The sequence below is a fragment of the Sporosarcina aquimarina genome, from assembly GCF_019748715.1.
Taxonomy (GTDB): Bacteria; Bacillota; Bacilli; order Bacillales_A; family Planococcaceae; genus Sporosarcina; species Sporosarcina newyorkensis.
Genome location: NZ_JACLBZ010000014.1, coordinates 261,807 through 288,559 on the forward strand (window position 1 = coordinate 261,807; position 26,753 = coordinate 288,559).

Here is a 26,753-nt window from a genome sequence, read left to right on the forward strand (position 1 = left end):
CCGGCTCAACCTATGCGTTTTCACGCTAGGTAGTCGGCTTTTTCTTACATATGATTTTGCAGTTTATCTTTCTTACATATACATAACTTAATGGAGGTGGCTTGTAATGCCGAGTAATCAAAAGAAGAACATCCCTTTATTGCCACTTCGCGGAGTGATCGTTTATCCAACGATGCTTTTACATATCGATGTAGGCAGAGAGCGTTCGGTTTTTGCGATCGAACACGCTTTAGCTAATGATCATCAAGTTTTTCTTGCAACACAGATGGACTTAGGACTGGAAAACCCTGAAAAAGAAGACTTACACAGATTAGGTACGCTTGCGACCATCAAATCAATGACTCAATTACCGAACGGTACATATCGGGTGTTAATCGAAGGGGTGCAGCGCGCACACTGGTCTGCTTATCAAGAAGCCGATCTTTATCCCGTCGTAAATGTTCAAGGCTATGAAGAAGAGCAAGAGAAAGACGCTGAAACCGAAGCCCTTATGCGGACTTTGATTGCACAGTTCAAGCGCTATGCTAAAAATAGCAATCGGATTTCCGATGAGACAGTGGAAACAGTGGAAGGGATTCAAGAAGCAGGAAGATTAGCAGATATGATCGCCTCGAACCTTCCTTTGAAGTTGTCTGCCAAGCAAGAAGTACTTGAAATGACAGATGTCCAAGATCGTTTGGAATGGCTAATTAGCAGGATGTACAACGAACAGGAAATCATGGAGCTGGAACGCAAAATAAACGAGCGAGTAAAAGAAGCGATGGAGCGGACACAAAAAGAGTTCTATTTGCGTGAACAGCTTAGAGCAATTCAAACAGAACTTGGGGATAAAGACGGCAAAGGCATCGAAATCGCGGAGCTCAGGCAGAAGATTAAAGAGGCCGATATGCCGGAAGGAGTCCTAGAAGCGGCAGAACGAGAACTGGATCGGTATGAAAAGATTCCTTCGGTTTCCGCGGAAAGTGGCATTATTCGCAATTACCTCGATTGGCTGATCGCGCTGCCATGGTCTCATGCGACGGTGGACCAGCTTGATTTGGCTAAATCAGAAGCTATATTGAATAGAGACCATGAAGGTTTAGAAAATGTCAAAGAACGTATATTGGAATATTTAGCAGTGCGACAAATGACCAATTCGCTGCGCGGACCGATTCTTTGTCTCGACGGTCCTCCTGGTGTAGGGAAAACGTCATTGGCTCGTTCGATTGCAGAGTCCCTTGGCCGAAAATTTGTCCGTTTATCGCTCGGCGGTGTCCGGGACGAGTCTGAAATTCGGGGTCACCGCAGAACGTATGTCGGTGCGATGCCAGGCAGAATCATTCAAGGTATGAAGAAAGCAGAAACGATCAACCCCGTCTTTTTATTGGATGAGATCGATAAAATGTCGAATGATTTTCGTGGAGATCCTTCATCCGCAATGCTTGAAGTACTCGATCCAGAACAAAATAGTACGTTCAGCGATCATTATATCGAAGAACCATATGATTTATCGAATGTCTTATTCATTGCGACGTCAAATGATTTAGGTGCGATTCCAGGACCTTTACGCGACCGCATGGAAGTCATTTCGATTCCTGGTTATACAGAACAAGAAAAACAATCAATTGCTGTAAATTATTTGATTCCAAAACAATTGAAAGAACATGGACTGACGAAATCTCAGGTCCGTTTCCAAAGTCAGGCGATTTTAGAGCTTGTGCGCTATTATACACGAGAAGCCGGCGTTCGTTCATTGGAGCGGAAAATCGCGAGCATCTGCCGTAAAGCCGCTCGTCAAATACTTGCAGGTGACAAGAAAAGCTTGACAATCAGCCCAAAAACATTACAAGTCTTACTAGGGAAAAAACTATTTCGGTTTGGACAGGCGGAAACAGTCAATCAGGTTGGTATGGCTACGGGCCTTGCTTATACTACTGTCGGGGGCGATACTCTTCAAATTGAAGTTTCATTATCACCCGGAAAAGGTAAGCTATTGTTAACTGGGAAGCTTGGCGATGTCATGAAAGAGTCTGCTCAAACAGCGTTGTCCTATGTCCGTTCAAAAGCAGTCGATTTCGCGATTGATCCCGAGTTCCATGAAAAATGGGATATTCATATTCACGTCCCTGAAGGTGCTACGCCGAAAGACGGCCCTTCGGCTGGAATTACGATTGTGACAGCTTTAGTCTCCGCTTTGACAGAACATCCTGTTCGCCGTGAAGTCGGCATGACGGGAGAAGTGACTTTGCGCGGACGTGTACTGCCTATCGGTGGGCTGAAGGAAAAATCGTTAAGTGCCCATCGCGCTGGTTTGCGAACAATTATTATACCGAAAGACAATGAACGCGATCTTGATGATATACCAGAAAGTGTACGTGAAGAATTAACATTTAAACTCGTGTCGGATGCTCAGGAAGTACTCGATATCGCTTTGGAGGAAAAGAAATGAAAGTCCATAATGTCGAAATGATCATGAGTGCGGTGAAACCTGAACAATACCCTACGGAAGGCTATCCGGAATTTGCTTTAGCAGGCCGGTCAAATGTAGGTAAATCTTCGTTTATCAATAAGATGATCGGACGTAAAAGCTTAGCCCGGACTTCATCAAAGCCAGGGAAGACCCAAACTCTGAATTTTTATAAAATCGAAGAGCAATTATTTTTCGTCGATGTTCCTGGTTACGGTTACGCAAAAGTTTCTAAAACGGAACGAGAAGCATGGGGGAAGATGATTGAGCGCTATATTACAGCGCGTGAAGAATTGCGTGCGGTTTTGCTCATTGTCGATTTGCGTCACCCGCCCACTGAAGACGACTGCATGATGTATGACTTTTTGGCACATTATAATGTACCGACCATCGTAGTGGCGACGAAGGCAGATAAAATTCCAAAAGGTAAGTGGGAAAAGCATAAAAAGGTCGTACGTACAACGTTGAATATGGAGAAGCATCATCCACTATTATTGTTTTCATCCGAAAAGGGGATGGGAATTGAAGAAGCGTGGCGCGAAATTGAAAGTCGGATGTGAAAATAAGCGATTTTAACTGAACACTGCTAAAATTTGACGTCAAATGTTGTTCACAAATCGCATTCCGACCAGAACACTATATATGTTATAATGTAGTTACGAAAAGATCTCGAAAGGTGTGAGCACCTAATGCATACAGTTGTCGTCGGTGTTAATCACCGAACTGCCCCTGTCGAAATTAGGGAAAAATTATCATTCGTTGAAGCTGAACTGCCGCAAGCGATGCAAACATTGCAACAGCAAAAAAGCATCTTGGAAAACATCATTATTTCCACTTGTAACCGTACAGAAATCTATGCGGTTGTAGATCAGCTTCATACTGGACGATATTATATAAAACGGTTCCTCGCTGATTGGTTTTCAATTCCGATTGAGGAATTCTCAAGCCACTTAATCATCTTTGAAGAAGATGGCGCGGTAGAACATTTATTGCGTGTTGCAGCAGGTATTGACTCCATGGTACTCGGCGAAACACAAATTTTAGGGCAAGTTCGAAGCAGTTTTCTTTCTGCACAGGAAATCGGTACTACCGGAACGATCTTTAATGAATTATTCAAACAAGCTCTAACAACTGCGAAAAAAGCCCATTCTGAAACAGCAATCGGCGAAAATGCTGTTTCGGTCTCTTACGCTGCTGTGGAACTTGGAAAGAAAATTTTTGGTTCACTGAAAAATAAACATATTGCAATTCTGGGTGCAGGTAAGATGGGCGAATTGGCTGTCAAGAACTTGCAGGGCAGCGGTGTCGGGAAGATCACAGTGATCAACCGTACATTCTCAAAAGCAGAATTATTAGCTGCCAAGTTCGATGGAGAAGCGAAGTCCATGCAGGAGTTACAATGTTTATTATTGGAAGCTGATATTCTGATCAGCTCCACAGGCTCGACCGATTATGTAATTGATTATGAGTTGATGGAGTTCGTTGAGAAATTACGTAAGGGAAAACCGTTATTCTTGGTGGATATCGCAGTTCCACGTGACTTGGATCCGAAAATAGGCGATTTAGCGAATATGTTCTTATATGATATTGACGACCTGCAAGGAATCGTGGAAGCAAATCTCGCAGAACGTAAGCGTGCTGCAGATGAAATTGGCATCATGATCGAAAGAGAAGTCGTCTTATTTAAAGAATGGCTTTTGACTCTCGGCGTAGTTCCAATGATTTCAGCATTGCGTAAAAAAGCAAGCCGCATCCAAAGTGAAACGATGCAAAGTATTGAAAATAAAATGCCTGATTTAACAGAACGTGAAAAGAAAGTGCTGAACAAGCATACAAAATCCATCATCAACCAACTTCTGAAAGAACCGATCTTACAGGCAAAGGAACTTTCTATAGATAAAAAAGCTGAAGAGAAACTGGCTTTATTTGAGCAGATCTTCGGAATTTCAGATGATGTCGTGGCAGAAAAAGAACAACAGGCTATTCAAGCGAAAGAACGCCTGCAAAAACGTGCAAACGAGAAAAATAACACAATCGACTCAACCAAATTGAATTATTTGTACTAATACACTGGTGGTTCTGTATCTAGCTCTTTCACAAGAACGATACAGGCCGCTTTTTTTATGGTGAGTATGAAATATTTTTAAATTTGGTTGTGTGTTTTATGTGAACATAATAGTTGATTGGAGTGGAAGGCGGCGACTCCAGCGGGATTAGCGGGACAGGTGAGACCCCACAGGGAGCTCAGCGACCGAGGAGGCTCACCGCCCGCCCCGCGGAAAGCGTCCGCCTGCAACAGAAATCAACGGTGCTTGGAAGCAATGTAGATTTAATTGTATGGATGCAATCATTTGCAGGAATACCCTCTCATTTGAGAGAATGAAGGTAGAATACTTCTGAATACAAAAGAGAGGTCTTCGCTTGAAAGGCAGAGAATAGCATATGGTGGATTTGACTATGGCAAGACTTCAGGAATTCATGATCGTCCTATATGCCCTTGGTCTTGTCTTTTATTTAATTGACTACTTTAAAAAGCAAAAAACTTTGCAACAAATTGCCTTCTGGCTGATTGTTACGGTGTGGGTGACACAAACCGCGATTCTGCTGCTGTATATTATCGAGATGAAACGGTTTCCGGTACTCTCACTAGTCGAAGGAATTTATTTTTACGTCTGGCTATTGGTAACCCTGTCGATAGTATTTCAATTGATTTACAAAGTGAATTTTATGGTCTTTTTTACAAACATCATCGGATTTATTTTCTTAATGATTCACGTGTTTTCCAACTTGAAATATACGGCGTCTACAGTCGGTGATTCGCTCATTTCGGAAGTATTATTCATTCATATTACGACAGCGATCCTCTCGTATGCCGTGTTTGCATTAGCTTTTGTTTTTGCGGTATTGTATTTGATTGTCTATAAAGTATTGAAGAAGAAAAAGTGGTCGAAGCAATTTTCCAATCTTCCGAATCTGCATCAAACGATGATGGGGATGAAGATGTCGATTTACACAGGGATTCCGATTTTGTTCGTCAGTCTAATCTTTGGAGTGCAATGGGCATATGTGGCGCTTGTAGATTGGTCGATTTGGGATGTGAAGATCATGGGCTCGTTTGCAGTGCTCTTGATCTATACAGGGGTAATGTATTTCCAACACAAAGGTAAGCTTCAATCGATGGAATTTGCCTGGATGACAGTTTTTGCATTTCTCTTAACGGTTGTAAATTTCTTTTTGGGCAGTACATTGTCTGAGTTTCATTTATGGATATAAGGAAGGAAGAGTGTTGTGAGAAAAATCATTGTAGGTTCTCGTAGAAGTAATTTGGCATTAACACAAACAAAATGGTTCATTGAGCAAATGAAACAAGCAGGTGCACCATTTGAATTCGAAATCAAGGAAATCGTAACAAAAGGCGATCAGATTCTAGATGTCATGCTGTCAAAAGTCGGCGGTAAAGGTCTGTTCGTGAAAGAAATCCAGCAGGCGCTATTTGATAAGGAAATCGACTTTGCGGTACATAGCATGAAAGATATGCCTGCTGTCATTCCAGATGGTTTAACGGTAGGTTGTATTCCTGAACGTGTCGATCCGCGTGATGCGTATATTGCCAATGACCACGTCCGTTTCATGGACTTGCCGATCGGCGCGATTGTCGGGACATCCAGTTTACGCCGCAGTTCTCAACTATTGATGTTGCGTCCTGACCTTGAGATTAAGTGGATTCGAGGCAATATCGATACGCGTATACGCAAGTTACGAGACGGTGAATATGACGCAATTATACTTGCAGCAGCGGGTATGAAGCGTATGGGCTGGGATGATAGCACTGTCACGGAATACTTGGCACTTGACGACTGCATCCCTGCGGTTGGCCAAGGCGCACTGGCTATTGAATGCCGACAAGACGATACGGAACTTTTGGATGAATTAGCAAAACTGACGGACCAAAAAACATGGATCGAACTGCAAGCTGAACGGACATTCCTCAACGAAATGGACGGCTCTTGTCAAGTTCCGATTGCTGGATTTGCGAAGTATGACGGTAATGAAGTGGAACTGACTGGTTTTATTGCGTCACCTGATGCAATTGAAGTCTTCCGTGAAACGGTGAAAGGAACTGATCCTGTCGCTGTTGGTAAAGAAGTGAGTAAAATTCTTCGCGAGCAAGGTGCCGCCGAAGTAATTGAGAAAGTGAAGGCGGACATGGATGCGTAATGCGTTACCATTAACAGGGGAAACAGTCATTTTCACAGGTACCCCTAAAGCGAAAGAGGCAGCAGAACTCGTTAAAGAGTACGGCGGCACACCTATTTCAATTCCGCTCATTGAAGTGGGAGAAGTGCAGGACAAAAAAGATCTGCAAAAGTTGGAAGAAGCGATGCAAGCGGATTGGCTCATTTTCACGAGTCAATCTGCAGTCGGAGCATTTCGTTCAAAAATGGAACGACATCGTTTTACTGCGGATTCGTATGCAGGAAAAGTAGCTGCTGTCGGAACACGAACGGCAGCTGCACTTGACCAGCTTGGCTTTACGGTTTCGTTCATTCCAACTGTATTCAGTGCGGATGTCTTCGTTCAGCAATTTAAGCCAAAAAAGTCCGAGCAATTACGTGTTGTATTTTTAAAAGGTTCGCTCGCAGGCAACTTAATCCGCGAAGAATTGCCGTTTCATGTTACAGAATGGACAGTTTACGAAACGAAAAGCGCTACGAGTTCCATTGATAAATTATGCAAACAGATCAAGCAAAAAAATCAGGTTTCTGTACTGTTCGCTAGTCCGTCAGCGGTAGAAGTTTTTGCTACACGCGTAGCTCCGAATACAACATGGAACGGTTTTACAGTTTGTGCGATCGGGCATGTTACAGAACGTGCGTTACTGAAAGCAGGTGCGCGTGTTCATGTCAAACCCGAAACGTATACGTTAACCGAGTTAGTTCATGCATTAGCTAAACGAAAGGGAGATTTCAAATGAATCCAATAGAATTTAAGCGTCATCGCCGACTTCGTACGCATCCGACAGTGCGTGCGATGGTTAGAGAGACATCGATCAAAGCAGCGGACTTCATTTATCCACTATTTGTAACGGAAGGCGAGAATGTTCGCAATCCGATTGCCTCGATGCCTGGGGTCGATCAGTTTTCGATTGATTTATTGCTGAAAGAAACAGATGAAGTGGTGGAACTCGGTATTTCATCGATCATTTTATTCGGGATTCCTTCCAGCAAGGATGCAGTTGGTTCAGAAGCATATGACGATGAAGGCATCATTCAGCGTGCAACTCGTGCAGTGAAGGAACGTCATCCGGAATTGGTTGTGATTGCAGATACATGTTTATGTGAGTATACCGATCATGGCCATTGTGGTGTAATTCACGGTACTGATGTTGATAATGACGAAAGCCTGGAATTGCTTGCGAAAACAGCTGTGAGCCAAGCGAAAGCTGGGGCGGACATTATTGCACCTTCAAATATGATGGACGGTTTCGTTGCGGTGATTCGTCAAGCGCTGGATGAAGCTGGATTTGAGCAGATCCCGATTATGTCGTATGCAGTCAAATATGCTTCCGCGTATTATGGCCCGTTTCGTGAAGCAGCTCAATCAACTCCGCAATTCGGTGACCGTAAGACCTATCAGATGGATCCGGCGAACCGTATGGAAGCGATGCGTGAAGCGGAATCCGATATTCTTGAAGGAGCAGACTTCTTGATTGTCAAACCGGCATTATCTTATTTAGACATTATTCGAGATGTGAAGAACCATGTGTTATTGCCGGTCGTCGCGTATAACGTCAGTGGTGAGTACGCAATGGTGAAGGCAGCTGCTCAAAACGGCTGGGTAGATGAGAAAAAAATCGTATTAGAAACGTTGACAAGTATGAAGCGTGCAGGCGCAGACATTATTATGACGTATCATGCAAAAGACGCTGCTCGCTGGCTGGAGGAGAAATAATTGGGTAGATCATATACAAAGTCTGAACAAGCATTCAAAAAAGCTGTAGATTTATTGCCAGGGGGAGTGAACTCTCCTGTCCGTGCATTTAAGTCTGTCAATATGGATCCGATTTTCATGGAAAGCGGTAAAGGCGCGATCATTAAAGACATTGATGGCAATGAATACATCGACTATGTCCTATCATGGGGACCCCTGATTTTAGGACATACAGACCCGGACGTGGTCGCGGCGATTCAGAGAGTAGCCGAGACAGGGACGAGCTTCGGTGCTCCTTCTTTAATTGAAAATGAAGTGGCCGAACTCATTATCGACCGAGTGCCGTCTATTGAAATGGTGCGCATGGTGTCTTCAGGCACAGAAGCGACGATGAGTGCATTGCGGTTGGCACGTGGTTACACAGGCCGCAATAAAATTTTGAAGTTTGAAGGCTGCTATCATGGCCACGGCGACTCTTTGCTGATCAAAGCAGGATCGGGCGTCGCTACATTAGGCTTGCCAGACAGTCCGGGAGTACCGGAGTCGATTGCTAAAAATACGATTACAGTTGCTTACAACGACTTGGAAAGTGTTAAAGCGGCATTCGAACAATATGGCGATGATTTGGCAGGAGTCATTGTAGAGCCGGTTGCGGGGAATATGGGAGTTGTCCCACCTGAGCCAGGTTTCCTTGAAGGTTTGCGTGAGTTGACGGCCGCCAATGGCACATTGTTAATTTTTGATGAAGTTATGACAGGTTTCCGTGTCGGTTATAATTGCGCGCAAGGTTATTTCGGTATTACTCCTGATCTGACTTGCCTGGGCAAAGTAATCGGCGGTGGACTACCGGTCGGAGCGTACGGTGGTAAACGTGAAATCATGGAACATATTGCGCCGGCAGGAACGGTTTATCAGGCAGGTACATTGTCTGGGAATCCACTTGCGATGACTGCAGGTTCAGAAACATTAAAGAAATTGACACCTCAATCTTATGACCGTTTCGTTCAGTTGGGGGATCAATTGGAGCAAGGTTTCCGTGAAGCTGCGTCGGAAAATGGTATACCGCATACGGTGAATCGTGCAGGTTCCATGATCGGATTCTTCTTTACAAATGAACGCGTCTATAATTATGATCAAGCTAAAACTTCTGATTTGCAGTTGTTTGCTGAATATTATCGTCTGATGGCGGAAGAAGGCATTTTCTTGCCGCCGTCCCAGTTTGAAGGAATGTTCTTATCTGCTGCTCATACAGAAGAGCATATTGCGAAGACAGTGGAGGCATTCCACACCGTGTTTGCTAAGTTGAAACGATAAAAGATAGCGCTGAGGGATGATCTGTTTTAGGACAGATCATCCGCTCAGCGTTTTTTCTGTGGGCGAAGTGGGATTGGTGCGGTGTGATAGGGTTTTCGCTCGGATTGATTGAGCTTTGGTTCGGTTGCCTGCGGCTTTGGTGCGGTACGGTGGTGAATTGGTTCGGTTCTCACTAGGTTTGGTGCGTTCTCAATGATTTATACTACTTTTTTCGCTGGTAGTACTTCTATTCTTTTCGTTTGCTTCATATAGTAGCCTGAGTTAAGAAAAGGAGTGAAGCGGATTGACTAATCATCAATGGACGTTGAATGAAACGTTTTATTTTCCTACTGAATATGGTGCTTTTTCGGAAGCAGTTGAAGTGAAAGTAACACCTGGCTACACGGAAGACCGTACGGAGGAAGCGATCCGATTGCAAGGGATCTATCATATTGCAGCGAATGTTACATTTGACCAAGACAAGCTTGTAGAATTGTCTGCTGAGGATCGATTGGTAATTGATGATGTAGAAGTGGAGAACGGTGCAGGTTACTTTGAATATGCGGTGCCGTTAAATGTGGACTTACCCGGCGATATTGCGGGCCCTCTTGAATTGAATGTGGAAGGAGTGCGGGCTGCGCAGCTTGAAGACGGAGGCCTGCGTTTGGAATGGTCTGTAAATTTACAAGAAATAGCTGAGGTACAAGAGGAGATTGTAGAAGAGGTAGCGGTTGAATCGAAGAAGCCTGTTAAAACAGCAATTGAATCAACTTCCCATTTAGAGTTTTTAGCCAACGCGGACAAAGCAGTTGAAAACGTCGAAAAAGAAATGGAAGACTTTCTCTTATACATCGCCGAGTTGGATGACGATGTGACGAGAAAGATCTTCCATTCAAATAATATTTTTGTAGAAGCAGAACGACAGACCAGCGAGGAGACAGAATAGTAAAAAATCTCCGGTCGTTGGCACGATCAGCAAACGGATCAATTGAAACACAGTGAGCGGAAATATACATCCTTTGCAATAAAACCTTGTCTTCCGAAGCCAAGGTGGCAGCAAATATGGATTATATCCTTTTCGCAATGCACACCCTCCTTTCTTGTTTGTCTAAAGTAAAACTTGACGGTTATGGCATCCTTCCCATATAATAATGGGTGATAAGGATAAAGATGCGAAGAATAGGAAAGTACATGTGCAAAGTTTTCTCTAGAGAGGGTACGATAGGTGGAACGTACCTGTAAACTACAGATGGAAAGTCCCCTATGAGCAGTTTCTGTGAAAAACGAGTAGCAGGAACCGGTGAAAGCCGTTACTGATTCATTAAGATGCATGCTTTTTAGCGTTCATAAATAAAGGTGGTACCACGAGCTCCTTCGTCCTTTAACCGGGATGGACGGGGCTTTTTGTATCCCTTTTTTTACCTTAAGGAGGAACTGAAATGACAGATGAACTAACGATGCCGACAAAATACGATCCACAAGCAGTGGAAGACGGACGCTACGACTGGTGGCTGAAAGGAAACTACTTTGAAGCCGATGTGACAAGCAAGAAAGAACCGTACACGATTGTCATACCGCCGCCGAATGTAACAGGCAGACTTCATTTGGGTCACGCTTGGGATACGACGTTACAGGATATGCTCATCCGGATGAAGCGTATGCAAGGCTATGATGCGTTATGGTTGCCTGGAATGGACCACGCAGGCATCGCGACGCAAGCGAAAGTGGAAGAAAAGCTTCGTTCAGAAGGTGTATCGCGCTATGATCTAGGGCGTGAAAAGTTCGTACAGGAAACATGGAAGTGGAAGGAAGAATACGCCGACCACATCCGTGCACAATGGGCAAAGCTAGGACTGGCACTGGATTATTCACGTGAGCGATTCACATTAGATGAAGGGCTTTCTAAAGCTGTTCGTGAAGTGTTCGTCAAGCTGTATAAAAAAGGATTGATTTATCGCGGTGAGTATATTATCAACTGGGATCCTGCCACTAAAACTGCGTTATCTGATATTGAAGTTATCCATAAAGACGTTCAGGGCGCATTCTATCATATGCGTTACCCATTGACGGATGGCACAGGACATATCGAAATCGCAACAACGCGTCCTGAAACGATGCTTGGAGATACGGCGGTTGCGGTCCATCCAGATGATGAGCGTTATCAGCATTTGATCGGGAAAATGGTCAAGTTGCCAATTGTTGACCGTGAAATTCCGATCGTAGCGGACGACTATGTCGAAATGGACTTCGGAAGCGGTGCGGTGAAAATTACACCTGCCCATGATCCGAACGACTTCGAAGTGGGGAATCGTCATAACTTGCCAAGAGTGCTTGTGATGAACGAAGACGGTACGATGAATAAACTGGCGGGTAAGTATGAAGGCATGGATCGCTTTGAGTGCCGCAAGCAAATCGTCAAGGATTTGCAGGAGATGGAAGTTTTATTCACAATAGAAGATCATATGCATTCGGTTGGACATTCTGAGCGAAGTGGAGCGGTCGTAGAGCCGTATTTATCGACACAATGGTTCGTCAAGATGCAGCCGCTAGCAGAAGAAGCGGTCAAATTACAGAAAAATGAAGAAGAAAAAGTTCAATTTGTTCCGGAACGTTTTGAAAAGACCTATTTGAACTGGATGGAAAACATCCACGACTGGTGTATTTCACGTCAGCTTTGGTGGGGACATCGAATTCCGGCTTGGTATCATAAGACGACAGGTGAAGTATACGTTGGTCAGGAAGCGCCGGCTGATGCGGACAATTGGACACAGGACAACGATGTGCTCGATACTTGGTTCTCCTCCGCTCTATGGCCGTTCTCGACAATGGGATGGCCGGACGTCGACAGCGAAGAGTTCAAGAAATATTACCCGAACGCTGCCCTAGTTACAGGATATGATATTATCTTCTTTTGGGTGTCTCGCATGATTTTCCAAGCTCTAGAATTCACGGGAGAACGTCCATTCAAGGATGTTTTGATCCATGGACTCGTACGTGCGGAAGATGGACGGAAAATGTCTAAATCCCTTGGTAACGGCGTCGATCCAATGGACGTTATCGATCAATACGGTGCAGATGCATTGCGCTATTTCTTGGCGACGGGTTCTTCACCAGGACAGGATTTACGTTACTCCACTGAAAAAGTCGAAGCAATCTGGAATTTTGCCAATAAGATTTGGAACGCATCTCGATTTGCATTGATGAATATGGATGGAATGAAATACGAAGAAATCGACCTGACAGGGGAAAAATCTGTTGCAGATGCGTGGATCTTAACTCGTCTGAATGAAACAATCGAACAAGTGACAAGCCTTGCAGATCGTTATGAGTTCGGTGAGATGGGTCGTGCGTTGTACAACTTTATTTGGGATGATTTCTGTGATTGGTATATCGAAATGGCGAAGCTTCCATTGTATGGTGAAGACGAAGCAGCGAAGAAAACGACACGTTCGGTTCTCGCATATGTTCTCGATAACACGATGCGTCTATTGCACCCATTGATGCCATTCATCACAGAAGAAATCTGGCAGAACCTTCCGCATGAAGGGGAGTCGATCACGGTAGCGAAATGGCCGGAAGTAGACACGGCATTGTCTGACGCGTCTCGTGCAACACATATGAAGTTGTTGATGGACATCATCCATGCAGTGCGTAATATTCGCTCGGAAGTAAATACACCGATGAGCCGTAAAGTCGATTTGTATATTTCCGCGAAAGATGAAGCGACGGTCGCAGTGTTGGAAGACAACCGTGCGTATATCGAGCGCTTCTGTAATCCAGAAACATTGACAATCGGTGTAGGTGTAAATGCACCAGGCAAAACGATGTCAGCTGTTGTGACTGGCGCCGAGCTTTACTTACCGCTTGAAGGTTTGATTGACATCGACGAAGAATTGGCTCGTTTGACGAAAGAACTCGGCAAATGGGAAGGCGAAGTAAAGAGAGTTCAAGGGAAATTGTCCAATGAACGCTTTACAGCGAAAGCTCCTGCAGCAGTTGTTGAAGAAGAACGTGCGAAAGAACAGGACTACCTGGAGAAACGCGCGGCGGTTGAACGACGTATAGCGGAGTTGAAAGAGATTTAATTGAAGAAAAAATCAAGCTGTCCTGTTAGTCGTTGAGTATGACTGACAGGACAGCTTTTTTCATGTAATCATTTATGTGTTCTCATAAGCAGCAGGTTTGCGCTCATAAACTCTGCTTCCACGCTCATAGCGTGCAGATTTACGCTCATAAGCCTCGCTTTTGCGCTCATAGCATGCGAGTTTACGCTCATAACCCCTGCGTTTGTGCTCATAGCGTCTGATTTACACTCCTAAAGTATTCACACTTCCAATCGCTCTTTTATATAACACATCAACTTCTCAGCCACTGAAAAATCATGTGTCGCGTAAAGCGATCGCGCGCCGACGGGGTCTTCAATTTCATTGAGCAGCCAGCCGCCTTCTAGGGGCAGGAGAAAATCGATGCCAATATAGTCGCTGCGAATAGCTCGTGCGATTGTCTGGACTTGATTTGTCTGTGCTGCATTAAGCATATATTTTTCCACCGATCCGCCAAGCGTGAAATTGGATTTGAATGAATCCGAGGGACCTGTTCGCTTTACAGCTCCAAGTATTTCGTCGCCAAGCATGAACACGCGAACATCCTGTGCATTGGATTCGATGAACGGCTGAGCAATCAATTCTTTCAGATCAAATCGGCTACATACCTCTTCCACATCTTTTTCGGTGTGGCAAAGGAATACTTCGCTGCCGCCGTGTCCCACTTTTGTTTTAAGAACGAACGGAAGCGGAGGCAATTGTTTATCCGGACGAAAAGTCTGCACTGCGGGAATGCCTAGCATAGTGGCCAATTCAAATGTACGGTATTTATCATTGGCGATTTCTTGGACAGCGGAACGGTTGAAAAGGCGATAGCCGGATTGCTCGAGTTCACGAGCTACAAGTGGATTGCGATCGCGGAATAAAACAAAATCGAGCGGACCGGTTGGATGCGTTGTCCGTAAGTCGAGTTCAATGCCGATTTTCTGTGCTTCCTGTTGTACGTCTGCAATAAAAGTCTGATTCCGCAAAGCTTCTGCCTCACTATAATAAACAGCGCCTTTCATTGAATTTCCCCCAATATGTATTCAATCATCGCATCTGCCACATTGATGCCTGTAACCGTATAGATATTACGGATATGCGCTGCGGCATTCACTTCACAGACGAGCGGTTCATCATCCGCCCCATACAGTAAGTCGACGCCCGCAAATTCTGCGCCGACAGCTTTTGCTGCGCGTAAGGCCAGCGATTCCTGCTCGGCTGTCAGATCCACGACTTCGGCTATCCCGCCATTCGTGATATTCGCACGGAAATCGGTCTCTGAATACCGATACATCGCAGCGACGATTGTATCTCCCACGATATTGACACGCAAATCTCGTCCTCTGCTCGTTTCAATAAACTCTTGGAACACATAATCCACTCCACGCAATTCGTCGACTTTTTCATAAAAACTTTCTTCTGACTCGATCAAATAAACCTTCATGCCGAATGAACCATGACCTTCCTTGATGATCATCGGCAAGCCGAGTTCGTCAAGCACTCGCTCATAATAGCCGCTGTCACGGATGGTGAAGTTCGCATACACTTTCGGTGCGATGATGGTCTTTGGCATTGGAATCCCCGTGTTTGCGAGTTCTAAATACTGCTTCGCTTTATTGTCACATGTCTCGATCACATCTGGATCGTTAAATACCGGAATGCCCGCTTGCTTCAGATAGCTTGCGAGCAGTGTATCTTTATCGAGAAACACGACAAAATCAGGAGGGTTCTGAATCGGTTCTTGCAAATTCATTGGAAGTTCATGGTTTTTCAGTATCGTAGCTTGCACCCCCGCACGTTCTGCCGCTTCTTGTATTAAATGCGCTTGATCGGCAAATTTATCACTCGTCAAACTGCCGTTATAGATCACCCAACAACTTTTCAATCCCCACGCCACCTTTGCTATAATAAAGTTATATATCAATATTAGCACAGGAGGAATTCCTTTGATTCCAAAACTTGACGAATATAAAAAACAATTTGAATTAAAGAGCGATGACGCGATTAAACCGGGACTTGAGGCAGTGGAAGAGGCACTTGCGAAAGTTGGTCATCCTGAAAAAGATTTGAAGATTATTCATGTCGCAGGCACGAACGGTAAAGGCTCGACGATCGCGGTGATGGAAGCCGTGTTGAAAGAGCATGGATTCACGACCGGTGTGTTTTCTTCACCTGCTATTGTCGATTTGCATGATCAGATTCGGTTGAATGGCGTGCCGATTTCATCTGAGGAACTGTCCGTTGTGTTTGAGGAAATGAACAGTGCCGGTCTAAGTGGGACATTAACGGACTTTGAATTATTGACAGTGGCGGCATTTTTGGTTTTTCGAAATGCTGCACCAGACTATGTATTGCTCGAGACGGGAATGGGTGGAAGGCTAGATAGTACGAATGTTGCGACGCCGTTAGTCTCTGTTATCACTTCGATTGCGCTTGACCATACAGGGTTTCTAGGTAATACAGTAGCAGAGATCGCTTCGCATAAGGCAGGTATCATTAAGCCGGGTGTGCCGGTAGTAATTGGCAAGTTGCCGAAAGACGCGACAGAAATAGTAGAATTTGAAGCCAATCAAAAAGGAAGTCCGTTAGTTGTCTATGGACAAGATTTTAGAATGGCCAACGAGGAAATTGAAACTTTTAAAGGTATACAGAATTTTGATCTTCCGATTAGAAGAATGAAAGGGCCGCATCAGGCGATTAATCATGCAGTGGCATTGGAAGCTTTACTGCATGCAGGAGTTTCCTTAGAACAGGAAAATGTAGCCACAGCCATTCAGAATGTACAGTTGCCGTTTCGTTTCCAAGAAATTAGGGAAGGCGTGTTCATAGATGGCGCACATAACCCGGCAGCTGCTCGTATGCTGGTTCGAACGATAGAGGAAGAGTTCCCTGGTGAGAAGGTGGACTGGGTAGTGGGGATGCTGAAGACGAAGGATTATGAAGAGACTTTAAAGATTTTAGCGCCACTTGCTAATAGCTTTACGTTTGTTGATTTTCCGCACCCGCAAGCTGCGAGAGCGGAGGATTTGCAGGCGGTATGTCCGATTGGAGACAGTACGATTGTTTCATTGGAGGAGATTGATTTCAAATGTAATGAAAAGTACAAAAAGATTGTTGTTGGGTCACTTTACTTGTTGAGTGGTTTAGTGAGACAATAGGCTTAATAGAATACGTTTTTTATTATTATTTTAGGTGATTAAGGTATTTAGGATTAGTGTTCATAGTAGATTTGCAATATATGAAAAGATTCTGAGGGAGGGGTATCATGAGAGCGAAAGATGAGAAGGGCATGACACTTGTAGAAGTGTTGGCGGCTCTTGTGATTTTGGGCATTGTGTTTGTTGGTTTCATGACTATTTTCCCACAGATGAGTAACTTTAACTCCAAAACAGAAGCGAAATTAGAAACAATGAATCTGGTGAAAAAAGAGTTGGATTTTTGGAAAAACAACCCACTTCCCTTAATGGAAGATGAAGAGTTAATAAATGTTTTATTGCCTGATAAAAGCAATTCAGAGTTTACTGTGTATGAATACGATCGAGTGAGTACACCGAATTACCATTATAAAGTAAAGTATTTTACAAATTCGGATTTGATTACGGATGGATTAGATAATGAAGACCATTCTCTGTCGGAGCTCTATAAACTACACATAACAATAGAGAAAAATAATAGAGAAATAAGCGAGACATTTGGTTATGTGCATTTAGGGGGCATAAAATGAGAAAAAAAGAAAAAGGTATGACTTTAGTGGAAGTGCTAGCCACTCTCGTACTTTTATCTTTGATAGTTGGAATAATTTGGACTACTTACTTCATCGCTTCAAAATCAAACGTGAAGGAAATGTCTGTTTTGCGTTTACAACAGGAAGCGAACTATATTATTTCGGAGCTACAACAAGTGCATCGTCACTGTCCTTCTTATGAGTTAACGATAGAGAAGGGAAAAATAGAAATCCAAAAATGTACGTCAAGTGATAATCAAGAAGCATATAACGGAATAATAAGTTCCGATTTTCGCTTTTTTGCAACATTTACTGATGTGTCAGATGAAGAACTAGAGAGATTAATATCTTCAGGTTTCAAAGACTTTGAAGGCATTACTGATAATAAAATCATTCCGACGGGAACTGATTTGAATTTCCGACATTTGATTGTGCAAGATCCTCTAAGTACAAAGCGATTTGTAGATGTACCTACGTTGATTACTCGGTATAAAACTGATTAATGAATGTTAATATAAAATTTTCATTAACTGGATAGTTGAGTGATAAAGTCTCTATAAAGGCGGTGCTAGCGATGAGAAAGTCGAAAAGTCAGGAAGGATACGCATTGGTTTTAGTATTGTTCCTAATTGTATTTATTATGATTGTTAGTGCTGTTTTCATGAGAGGAGCGCTAAGCAACGCTAAGCAAGAGAAGATTGTAGACTCTAATCAATTGGCAGTCGTTGCCTCAGAAATGGGAGTGGATCTTTATAAAACTGCTGTATTAAATGCGTTTTATGGAAAGAAAGATGAGCTGATAAATAGCGCTCAAAGTGAAATTGATAAACTATATAAAAATAGTGCTAACCTTACTTCGACTCAATTGAAAAACCAAGAAAATGCTATTTACGATTCATTTAAGCAACAGTTTATTAATGAATTAAATAAAGGTATTGTTGAGCAGAAACAAAGAAATCAGATAGAAAGTGATATTTATTATGAAAATATTAGTATCAAAGCTATAGATGCCGGACCGAAAGTAGTAAAAGTGAACGGGTTAGTTATTGGGGTTAAGAAAGATGCTAATGAAGGGAATTTGCATGAAAATAAAATGGAGATACAAATGGTTTTTCAACTTCCTAATCTAAAACCAACTGATGGTTCAAATGATGGGAATTCAGGCTCATCAAGTGGGCAGCAAGGGAAAATCAATATGTATCAATTGTACCCTACTGACGTCGTGTTCCCTAAATGCGATAATAATTTAAAAAATAAAACATGTGTGGGTGACAATTCAAATAGGTTAAGCGAAATGGATAAAACAAAGTTGTACCTTCCCACTGGACACACTTCAGAGAATGAAAATAATCTTAATTTAAAGAACTCAGTTATTTATAGTAAAGATAAAATAACTTTTAAAAATATTAATAGTTTAAATAATATTACTATATATACTGATGGAGCATTTAGCGCAAAAAATATGAATGGACAGGGATTGCAAAACTCAAATTTATTCATAAATAATAGCTCTGATTTTGACCAAGTAAAAATGAACAATTCTTCTATTGTGCAACGTGGTGCAATCAAAATTAATGATCATCTAACGTTAAGTAATAATTCTAAGATGTGTGTAGCTGGTAGTATTCATGTTGTAAAATCCTTTACAAAGGATGCTTCAAGTAAAGTTTATGTTTGGGGAACGGTACAAGGAATCAACGAGTCAGATATTATTAGAGTAAATAGTGTCGAAGAATTAGTTGAAAGATGTGTTGGTGACAATCAAACGGGTCCAAATAGTCCTATTCTTGATTCGAATTGGCCACCGCCAGAAGTCAATGTGGATTATGTATCGTAATAGAATGATATTTAGAAAAGGTGACTACCCAATGAAAAGAAAACTATACACAATCAGCCTACTATGGGCGGCCGTTCTCCTAGCCCTATCCACCCTATTCGTCCAAGACACCTACGCAGGCGACGGCTTTTTCTCAAACATCAAGCGCTTCGGCAAGCACACATATGTCGGGCCGTTTGATATATCGAAACTAAGTCGTAAGAAAGCAAAAGAAAAGCTTGCGGCAGATTTCACTGATCTAGAACAGAATCTCGCGGTGGAATTGCTTGTGCAGGATGAGTCTGTGGAGGTACCTTCAGAAGTCGTTACGTTTGATGTCGATTCCACGTTAAGTCAGGCTGCTTCAGGGCAGGATAATTCGTTAATTGCGAGTGTATCGCGAGATGGTTTGCGAACGGTCTTGAAGCAGAATTTTGATTCGCTGGTATTCTCTGAAGATGAAGTAGATACAGTCGCTACTAAAATAGAAGAATATGTGTGCAGCGGGATTATGCCACAGCGCATTCATTTGCCGGAGTATGTCCCGAATTTATATTCACAAACGCAAACTTTGGCTTCTTCTACCTATTCAATCAATGAACTATCAAAAGAGTTACGCCTGATTATGGAAGATCTGAATGGTACGGAAATTCAACCAAATACCACTTTATCTTTTATGGAGATTTTGGAAGGAAAAGAATCGGCCAGTGCGAGTGATGAACAGTTGACGATCATGGCCTCGATGTTATACACGGCGGCCCTTCAAACGAATTGGATTATTGATGAACGTAACATCAGCAGTGAACTGACAGCTGAAGTACAGCCGGGATTTGAAGCGGCAATCAACCGTCAACTTGGTTTGGATTTTATGTTCTCTAATCCGAATCAAACGGTTTTCACCATCCATACAAATTGGACAAACTCTCAATTGGAGTTGACGATAGAGGGGCTGTCTTTTGTCCGTACATACGAACCAGAAGTGGAGAAATTGACCACATATGAGCCCAAAACAGTCATTCGTTATAGTGCATTTGTTTCTCCAGGTAGTGTGGAAACGTTGGAGGTTGGGAAAAAGGGCTTGGAAGCAACAGTAAAACGAAAAGTGTTGCTGAACGGTTCGCTTGAAGAGTATGAAGACGTGTCTGTTGATTTCTATGTGCCTCAACCAAGAATTGAACGCCATCATTTGGTCCAGGCTGAGAAGCCGTCTGACGGCACAAATCAGGATGGGAATAGTAGCTCGGGACCAAACAGCGCAAATCCAGACAGTTCGGGATCGGACAATACAAGTAAGAACCCAAGAAATTCTGAAAATAATACTACAGGAACCGGGACATCTTCAGGAAAACCTTCTGGAAACTCTAATGCTTCAGAAGGCTCCGCTGGCGGTAAAGAAGACGATAAAATCATTTACGACAAAGGCGGAAATATTATGAAGTTCGATGAAAACGGGAATCCGATCGACTGATGAAGGAGGATTTAGATGGCTGGTACTAGAAAACGTCTCGGGGATTTATTAATTGAATCAGGTTTATTGTCTGATGAACAACTGATGAGTGCGTTGAAAGACAAACCGCGAGAACAACGACTTGGTGATGCGTTATTGCAGCGTGGCTACATTACTGAGCAACAGCTGATTGAAGTGTTGGAGTTCCAGCTTGGAATCCCGCACGTCAATTTATACAGGTATCCGTTTGATCCGAAACTCTTCAATATCGTACCAAAAGAATTGGCTAAGCAGAAAATGATTGTGCCGCTAAAGAAAGATGGCGATAAATTATTCGTCGCGATGGCGGACCCGATGGATTACAATACAATTGAAGATTTACGTCTCTCGACTGGTTTCCATATCGAAACCGCGATCGCTTCAAAAGACGATATTACTCGAACGATCACTCGATACTATGATGATGAACTTTTCGAAGATCTGACTTTTGAAGAACCAGAAGATCAGCAACAGCAACAACAGCAGGAAGAATTGGTTGACAACGACTCGCCAATAGTCCGTCTCGTCAATCAAATCATTTCAAGTGCTGTTTCAATGAAAGCAAGTGATATTCATATCGATCCACAAGAACACCAAGTGGTCATTCGTTTCCGTATCGATGGTAAATTGCAGACAGAACGCGTCTTGCCGAAACATTTGCAGTCCACACTCATTGCGCGGATTAAGATCATGGGCAATTTGAATATTACCGAATCACGTATTCCCCAAGACGGCCGTATTAAAGTAACCATCGATTTTAGACCGATCGACATCCGTTTATCTACTTTACCTACCGTCTTTGGTGAAAAAATTGTTATGAGGATATTGGATTTAAGCAGCTCGCTGAACGACTTGGCCAAGCTAGGTTTTGGCCATACGAATTTACAGCGCTTTTTAGAAGAAATCGAAAAGCCTAACGGCATTATTTTGATTTCAGGTCCGACGGGTTCGGGTAAGTCTTCCACATTGTATGCTTCGCTGAATCGTCTGAATAATGAAGAGGTCAATATTATCACGATAGAAGATCCGGTTGAGTATCAGCTCGAAGGCATCAATCAAATCCAAGTGAATCCTAAAGTGGGCTTGTCTTTTGCGGCCGGCTTACGTTCCATTTTGCGGCAAGATCCGGATATCGTCATGGTTGGTGAAATCCGTGATAAAGAGACTGTAGAAATTGCGATTCGCGCTTCGTTGACAGGGCATTTAGTGCTCAGTACGATTCATACAAATGATTCTGTGGCTTCCATTTCGAGGTTGCTTGATATGGGGGTAGAGCCATTTTTGTTGACGGCTTCATTAAATGCGATAGTCGCACAACGTTTGATTCGGAGAGTGTGTCGAGATTGTGGGGCACGTCAGCCAGCTACAACTCGTGAGAAAGAGATTTTTGCTCGGCGTGGCATGGAGATTGAGGAAATCAATCGAGGAGCTGGCTGTGCGGCGTGTAATATGACGGGATACAGAGGACGAATTGCGATTCATGAAGTATTGATCATCAATGCCGAGATGCGCGATGCAATCAATCGCAATGCCTCGCCAAGTGTATTGCGGGATATTGCTGAAAAAAGCGATACGATTTTCTTGATTGATGATGGTTTAGATAAAGTAAAGCAAGGCATTACAACTACTGAGGAAGTGTTGCGAGTGGCCTTGATTGAATAGGGGTGTGTGTGATGCCGATACGTATTGATCAATTATTAACTGAAGCATTTCAAATGAAGGCTTCTGATATTCATTTGACTGTTGGCGTACCTCCAGTCTTTCGTGTTCATGGAGATTTAAAACGTTATGGTGAAAATCCATTGACGGAAGAAGATACACGAGAGATCGCTTATCAAACAATTCCTGAAAAAGTGGTTCCAGACTTTAAAGAGGCGGGTCAGATCGACTACTCGTATGAAATTTCAGATGTGTCACGTTTCAGGGTCAATGCATTCCAGCAACGCGGAGCGATATCATTGGCATTCCGGACCATTCCGACGAAAATTCCGACTATCGACGATCTGCAGATGCCAGAGACGTTAAAGAATCTTTCGGGTACAGCACAAGGACTTATTTTAGTGACAGGTCCCACAGGTTCAGGGAAATCTACAACACTTGCCGCAATGATACGCTATATGAATGAAACGATGAGAAAGCATATTATTACGTTGGAAGATCCGATTGAGTATATGCATGATCACGGAGCATCGATTATTGACCAGCGTGAAGTTGGCTTTGATACACTTTCGTTTGCGGATGGATTGCGTGCAGCATTGCGTCAAGATCCAGATGTCATTCTAGTTGGTGAAATGCGGGATTTGGAGACGATCTCCACAGCGATTACTGCGGCGGAGACCGGTCACTTGGTGCTTGCAACCTTGCATACTTGGAGTGCAGCTTCTACAATCGACCGGATTATCGATGTGTTCCCGCATGGACAACAGGCACAGATTCGTATTCAGCTGGCGGGTGTGTTGACAGCGGTTATTTCGCAGCGTTTATTTCAAACGATGGATAAAGACGGTCGACGTGCCGCTACAGAAATTATGATCAACAATCCAGCTGTTTCAAATTTGATTCGTTCTGAAAAAGTACATCAGATTCCGAACGTCATCCAAACGAATCGTGCGCTCGGTATGCATATGATGGAGCATTCGGTCAAAAGCCTCATGGAGCAAGGCATCATCTCGTATGAGGTCGCGATACCATACTTGCAAGGAGATGATTGACCGTGACGCGTTTTACATATGAAGGGCGTGACGCGAAATCGATCCGTCGCGGCACTATCACAGCTACAAATAAACGAGATGCGGCGGTAAAATTGAAGAATCAAGGCATTCGTGTCGTCAGTATTGTGGAGCAGAAAGAAACTGTTTTGACAAAAGACATCACAATCGGTAGTCCTGTCAAACGAGAACAATTGATCATGTTCTTGCGTCAGTTTTCTACTTTGTTGCAGGCTGGAGTAACGATTGTGGACGCTGTTCGAATTCTGGCCATGCAAGTCGAACAGCCTGCATTTAGGAAGATTTTAAACGCCGTGCAGGAGGACTTGCGTACCGGTACACCATTATCAGACGCATTGGCAAAGCATCCGAAAGCGTTTGAACCATTGATTTTGAATATGGTTGGTGCAGGGGAAGTTTCCGGGACAGTCGATGAATCGCTCGATCAGTTGGCAGATCATTTCGAGAAAGCTTACCGAACCAGACAGAAAGTAACATCTGCTATGGCTTATCCAGTTGTTGTTGGCATTTTGGCGCTCGGCGTTGTGATTTTTCTGTTGTCATTCGTTGTTCCGATGTTTGTCGATATGTTCGATAGTATCGGAGGCGAATTGCCTTGGTTGACGCTTTTTGTGCTTGCAGCGAGTGATTGGATGCAAAACTATTGGTATTTGTTGGTGTTGCTAGTGGCAGCTAGTGTAGTGGGTATTCTATTGTTGCGGAACAATCCTCAAGGGAAATATATTTTGGATTCTTTCTTATTGAGGATGCCTATTTTTGGAAATATCGTCAAAAAGTCCTCACTGGCAATGATGACACGTACACTCAGTTCGATGTTTTCGAGCTCGGTACCGATTCTACAGGCGCTCACCATGACGGAGCGAGTCATAGGAAACGAAGTGATCTCAAGAGTGGTTGGTGAATCCAGACAATCAATGGAACGCGGCGGATCATTGACAGAGCCGATGATGAACCACTGGGCATTTCCTCCGCTAATTCCGCATATGATTGCGATAGGCGAAGAAACTGGTTCTTTAGACTCTATGTTAGCGAAAGTTGCGGACTTTTATGAGAAGGAAGTAGAAGCAGCGACAGACCGATTAAAGGCGCTCATAGAGCCGATTATGATTGTTATTTTGGCAGCAATAGTAGGGACTATCATCTTAGCAATTATGATTCCGATGTTTAGTATGTTTGAACAAATAGATAGTTTGTAATGGATATTATGATTTTTTTTTTGAAATGTGTATTTTTTAGATATTACTAGTGTTAATTTCCTAATTCGTCTGCTATACTATATTCATAGAGTAAGTGAAAAAAGAGGAGGAAACTACATGAAAATGTTTCTACAAAAGAAATTGAAAAATGAAAAAGGTTTGACGTTGGTGGAGTTACTTGCGGTAATTGTTATTTTAGGGATTATTGCAGCGATTGCGGTGCCGGCTATTGGGAATATTATTGATAACTCGCGGGCGAAAGCGCTGGTGTCTGATGGGATCAATGTTATGAATGCAGGAAATATGTACTTTACAGAAAACTCCGGTGAGTCAACAGTAGATATCGCTAAACTGAAATCTGAAAAATATTTGGAATCAGAAGGCAAGCTATCTACCGCTACAGTTAACAACGTTACCGGAGGGGAAAATACTATTTCAGCCAAAGGTACAAATGGTAAAGTAACATTAGATATAAGCGATAAGACTCTAAAGCAACTTTCCACTCAGAAAGTTAGTATTGGTGATAGTGGGGCTATAACTCTTGGTGAGGAGTAAGATGTACCAGATTCCCGCACAATTTGGAAACTAAATAAAATTACCTGTGCAACACATAATTTATTTGTCCAAAATCTAGACTCTCAAGAGATATTCTCTTCAGAGTCTTTTTTAAACCTTTTGACTATGTTTGTTCAGTCATTCGATTATGAAAAGATAAGCAACATATTGAAAGAATTAACTTTTGTTCTGTCTTAGAAAATTAGTAATATATATTCTTTTCTTTATGCAAGGAGAAGAAACTATAATAAAACTACTAAAAGATAAAAAAAGCCTTTCCCTCATCGAAGTATTAACGGTTGTACAGAATTAAAGGTTGGAAAAGAACAATGTGGAGATATGGAACCATTGTAAAATACTAATTAATAAATAAGTGCGATAAATAAGCATATTTCGCTATGAATCTTTCCTTCTCGCAGTCCATTTGCTATACTTAGCCTAACTAAACAGCAGTGAAAATCATTGATAGTTGAATGCTTGCTATTGCTTGTCCGGAAGGAGCCGCCTATGTCTATTCTTGAAAAACTTTCGCGTCCCATTTCATTATTCGGTCGTAAAAAACGTACGGCATCTTTAACAATTGATGAAGACGCAATCCGTCATGTGCGTATTAAGTCTCGAGATCCGCTCGTGCTGGAAATGGCACAAGAACTTCCTATGCCGCCGGATGTCATGGAAGAAGGCCGGATTGCGGATCAGCCTGCGCTTGAACAAATATTGTCTGAGGCAGTGAAAGATTGGAACCTGACAAAGCGAGACGTGGCGTTCCTTGCGCCTGATGCATACGTCATCATCCGACGAGTGGCTTATCCCGAAACAGTAAAAGACGAGGAATTGAAAGGACATTTCTTCATCGAAATTGGTTCAACCATTTATTTACCATTTGATGATCCGGTATTCGATGTTGTGCCTTATAAAGCAAATACTGCCCAGCATGAAGCCATTTTGATTGCCTCGAAGGAAAGTGTAATGCAGACCTATGAGGATGTTCTCGAAGCGGTAAAACTCGTGCCGGTAGTGGCCGACATCACGCCGCTTTCGTTGTATCGGCTAGCGTTTCATTCGCATCGGTTCTCAGGTGCAGAGCATATTCTACTTGCGGATTTACGAGGCCGCAGTTTGACGGTGTCCATATTCTTCAGCCATTTCCCTTTATTCATCCGGTCGATGGAGCTAGAAGTGCCGCTTAGTATGACAACAGGTGAAGAAATGAATGAACACCGCGTGGAGCCGTTAACTATTGTTATGGAACTTGAAAAACTGGCGAATTTCTATCGTTTTAATTTGGCGGAAAATGAAGCGTCGATCACGCATCTTCTGTGGAACGGATCGTATGGACAACAGGATGAGTTGCTGCAGATGGTGCGGGATCGTCTGGCGATCGAAGCGCTTCCTTTGGTGAAGGAGCCGATTACTTGCGTGGACGGTTCTGCGGTTTCTGCAGAGTTTCATCGGACGATCGGTCTTGCGCTGAAGGAAGAGGTGTAGG

The 26,753-nt window shown here is 43.1% G+C and carries 22 protein-coding genes and 1 other annotated feature; of the genes, 20 read left to right on the forward strand and 2 right to left on the reverse strand.

Annotation, left to right across the window (positions count from 1 at the left end; translation table 11 throughout):
- The first annotated feature begins 106 nt into the window (after window positions 1–106).
- The 10 genes from lon (at window position 107) to H7J92_RS08870 (ending at window position 13,755) form a co-directional block, all read left to right on the forward strand.
- Window positions 107–2,428: an endopeptidase La gene (lon, locus tag H7J92_RS08825; protein ID WP_009497520.1), complete on the forward strand. Its 2,322-nt coding sequence runs from the start codon at window positions 107–109 to the stop codon at window positions 2,426–2,428.
- Window positions 2,425–3,006 carry a ribosome biogenesis GTP-binding protein YihA/YsxC gene (yihA, locus tag H7J92_RS08830; protein WP_009497519.1) on the forward strand — a complete coding sequence of 194 codons (582 nt, stop codon included), beginning with the start codon at window positions 2,425–2,427 and terminating at the stop codon, window positions 3,004–3,006. Before lon ends, yihA begins: the two co-directional genes overlap by 4 nt.
- Window positions 3,007–3,135: 129 nt before the next feature.
- Window positions 3,136–4,512 (forward strand): glutamyl-tRNA reductase, encoded by a 1,377-nt coding sequence (hemA, locus tag H7J92_RS08835; protein WP_009497518.1) that lies wholly within the window; start codon window positions 3,136–3,138, stop codon window positions 4,510–4,512.
- Between the two features lie 376 nt (window positions 4,513–4,888).
- Entirely contained in the window at window positions 4,889–5,719 is an 831-nt protein-coding gene (locus H7J92_RS08840; RefSeq protein ID WP_009497517.1) for a cytochrome c biogenesis protein, read from the forward strand.
- A gap of 15 nt (window positions 5,720–5,734) precedes the next feature.
- Window positions 5,735–6,664, forward strand: coding sequence for a hydroxymethylbilane synthase (hemC, locus tag H7J92_RS08845; RefSeq protein ID WP_221836532.1), 930 nt, complete (start codon window positions 5,735–5,737; stop codon window positions 6,662–6,664).
- Window positions 6,657–7,421, forward strand: a complete 765-nt coding sequence (locus H7J92_RS08850; protein ID WP_221836534.1) for a uroporphyrinogen-III synthase — start codon at window positions 6,657–6,659, stop codon at window positions 7,419–7,421. Before hemC ends, H7J92_RS08850 begins: the two co-directional genes overlap by 8 nt.
- On the forward strand, window positions 7,418–8,398 hold the full coding sequence (hemB, locus tag H7J92_RS08855) for a porphobilinogen synthase (protein WP_221836535.1): 981 nt from the start codon (window positions 7,418–7,420) through the stop codon (window positions 8,396–8,398). The genes H7J92_RS08850 and hemB overlap by 4 nt, the downstream gene beginning before the upstream one ends.
- Complete coding sequence (gene hemL / locus H7J92_RS08860) at window positions 8,399–9,691, forward strand: glutamate-1-semialdehyde 2,1-aminomutase (RefSeq protein ID WP_221836536.1); 1,293 nt, start codon at window positions 8,399–8,401, stop codon at window positions 9,689–9,691. It abuts the gene before it with no gap.
- 283 nt (window positions 9,692–9,974) lie between these two features.
- Entirely contained in the window at window positions 9,975–10,616 is a 642-nt protein-coding gene (locus H7J92_RS08865) for a hypothetical protein (protein WP_221836537.1), read from the forward strand.
- A 220-nt stretch (window positions 10,617–10,836) separates the two neighbouring features.
- Window positions 10,837–11,055: a binding site (T-box leader), on the forward strand.
- A gap of 54 nt (window positions 11,056–11,109) precedes the next feature.
- Entirely contained in the window at window positions 11,110–13,755 is a 2,646-nt protein-coding gene (locus H7J92_RS08870; RefSeq protein WP_221836538.1) for a valine--tRNA ligase, read from the forward strand.
- Between the two features lie 239 nt (window positions 13,756–13,994).
- Here the strand turns inward: H7J92_RS08870 and H7J92_RS08875 are convergent, their stop codons facing one another.
- Both H7J92_RS08875 and H7J92_RS08880 read right to left on the reverse strand, forming a co-directional pair.
- Window positions 13,995–14,780: an ATP-grasp domain-containing protein gene (locus H7J92_RS08875; RefSeq protein ID WP_221836539.1), complete on the reverse strand. Its 786-nt coding sequence runs from the start codon at window positions 14,778–14,780 to the stop codon at window positions 13,995–13,997.
- Window positions 14,777–15,643, reverse strand: a complete 867-nt coding sequence (locus H7J92_RS08880) for an ATP-grasp domain-containing protein (protein ID WP_221836540.1) — start codon at window positions 15,641–15,643, stop codon at window positions 14,777–14,779. Before H7J92_RS08880 ends, H7J92_RS08875 begins: the two co-directional genes overlap by 4 nt.
- Window positions 15,644–15,704: 61 nt before the next feature.
- On the opposite strand from H7J92_RS08880, the gene H7J92_RS08885 reads away from it, so the two are divergent.
- From H7J92_RS08885 to pilM, 10 genes are all read left to right on the forward strand, one after another.
- Window positions 15,705–16,916: a bifunctional folylpolyglutamate synthase/dihydrofolate synthase gene (locus tag H7J92_RS08885; protein WP_221836541.1), complete on the forward strand. Its 1,212-nt coding sequence runs from the start codon at window positions 15,705–15,707 to the stop codon at window positions 16,914–16,916.
- A gap of 107 nt (window positions 16,917–17,023) precedes the next feature.
- The gene (locus H7J92_RS08890; protein WP_009497507.1) at window positions 17,024–17,482 is read left to right on the forward strand and encodes a type IV pilus modification PilV family protein; all 459 of its coding nucleotides are present in this window, start codon (window positions 17,024–17,026) and stop codon (window positions 17,480–17,482) included.
- Window positions 17,479–17,985 (forward strand): PilW family protein, encoded by a 507-nt coding sequence (locus H7J92_RS08895; protein ID WP_221836543.1) that lies wholly within the window; start codon window positions 17,479–17,481, stop codon window positions 17,983–17,985. Before H7J92_RS08890 ends, H7J92_RS08895 begins: the two co-directional genes overlap by 4 nt.
- A 71-nt stretch (window positions 17,986–18,056) precedes the next feature.
- Window positions 18,057–19,319, forward strand: coding sequence for a hypothetical protein (locus tag H7J92_RS08900; RefSeq protein WP_221836546.1), 1,263 nt, complete (start codon window positions 18,057–18,059; stop codon window positions 19,317–19,319).
- Window positions 19,320–19,350: 31 nt separating this feature from the next.
- A complete protein-coding gene (locus H7J92_RS08905) occupies window positions 19,351–20,766 on the forward strand; it encodes a VanW family protein (protein ID WP_221836549.1) in 1,416 nt (471 codons plus the stop codon).
- Window positions 20,767–20,781: 15 nt separating this feature from the next.
- Entirely contained in the window at window positions 20,782–22,446 is a 1,665-nt protein-coding gene (locus tag H7J92_RS08910) for a GspE/PulE family protein (protein ID WP_221836552.1), read from the forward strand.
- A gap of 11 nt (window positions 22,447–22,457) precedes the next feature.
- A complete protein-coding gene (locus H7J92_RS08915) occupies window positions 22,458–23,495 on the forward strand; it encodes a type IV pilus twitching motility protein PilT (protein WP_221836554.1) in 1,038 nt (345 codons plus the stop codon).
- A gap of 2 nt (window positions 23,496–23,497) precedes the next feature.
- On the forward strand, window positions 23,498–24,709 hold the full coding sequence (locus H7J92_RS08920; protein WP_221836555.1) for a type II secretion system F family protein: 1,212 nt from the start codon (window positions 23,498–23,500) through the stop codon (window positions 24,707–24,709).
- 117 nt (window positions 24,710–24,826) lie between these two features.
- Window positions 24,827–25,264 carry a type II secretion system protein gene (locus H7J92_RS08925; protein WP_221836556.1) on the forward strand — a complete coding sequence of 146 codons (438 nt, stop codon included), beginning with the start codon at window positions 24,827–24,829 and terminating at the stop codon, window positions 25,262–25,264.
- A 507-nt stretch (window positions 25,265–25,771) separates the two neighbouring features.
- Window positions 25,772–26,752, forward strand: coding sequence for a type IV pilus biogenesis protein PilM (gene pilM, locus H7J92_RS08930; protein ID WP_221836557.1), 981 nt, complete (start codon window positions 25,772–25,774; stop codon window positions 26,750–26,752).
- The last annotated feature ends 1 nt before the right edge of the window (window position 26,753 follow it).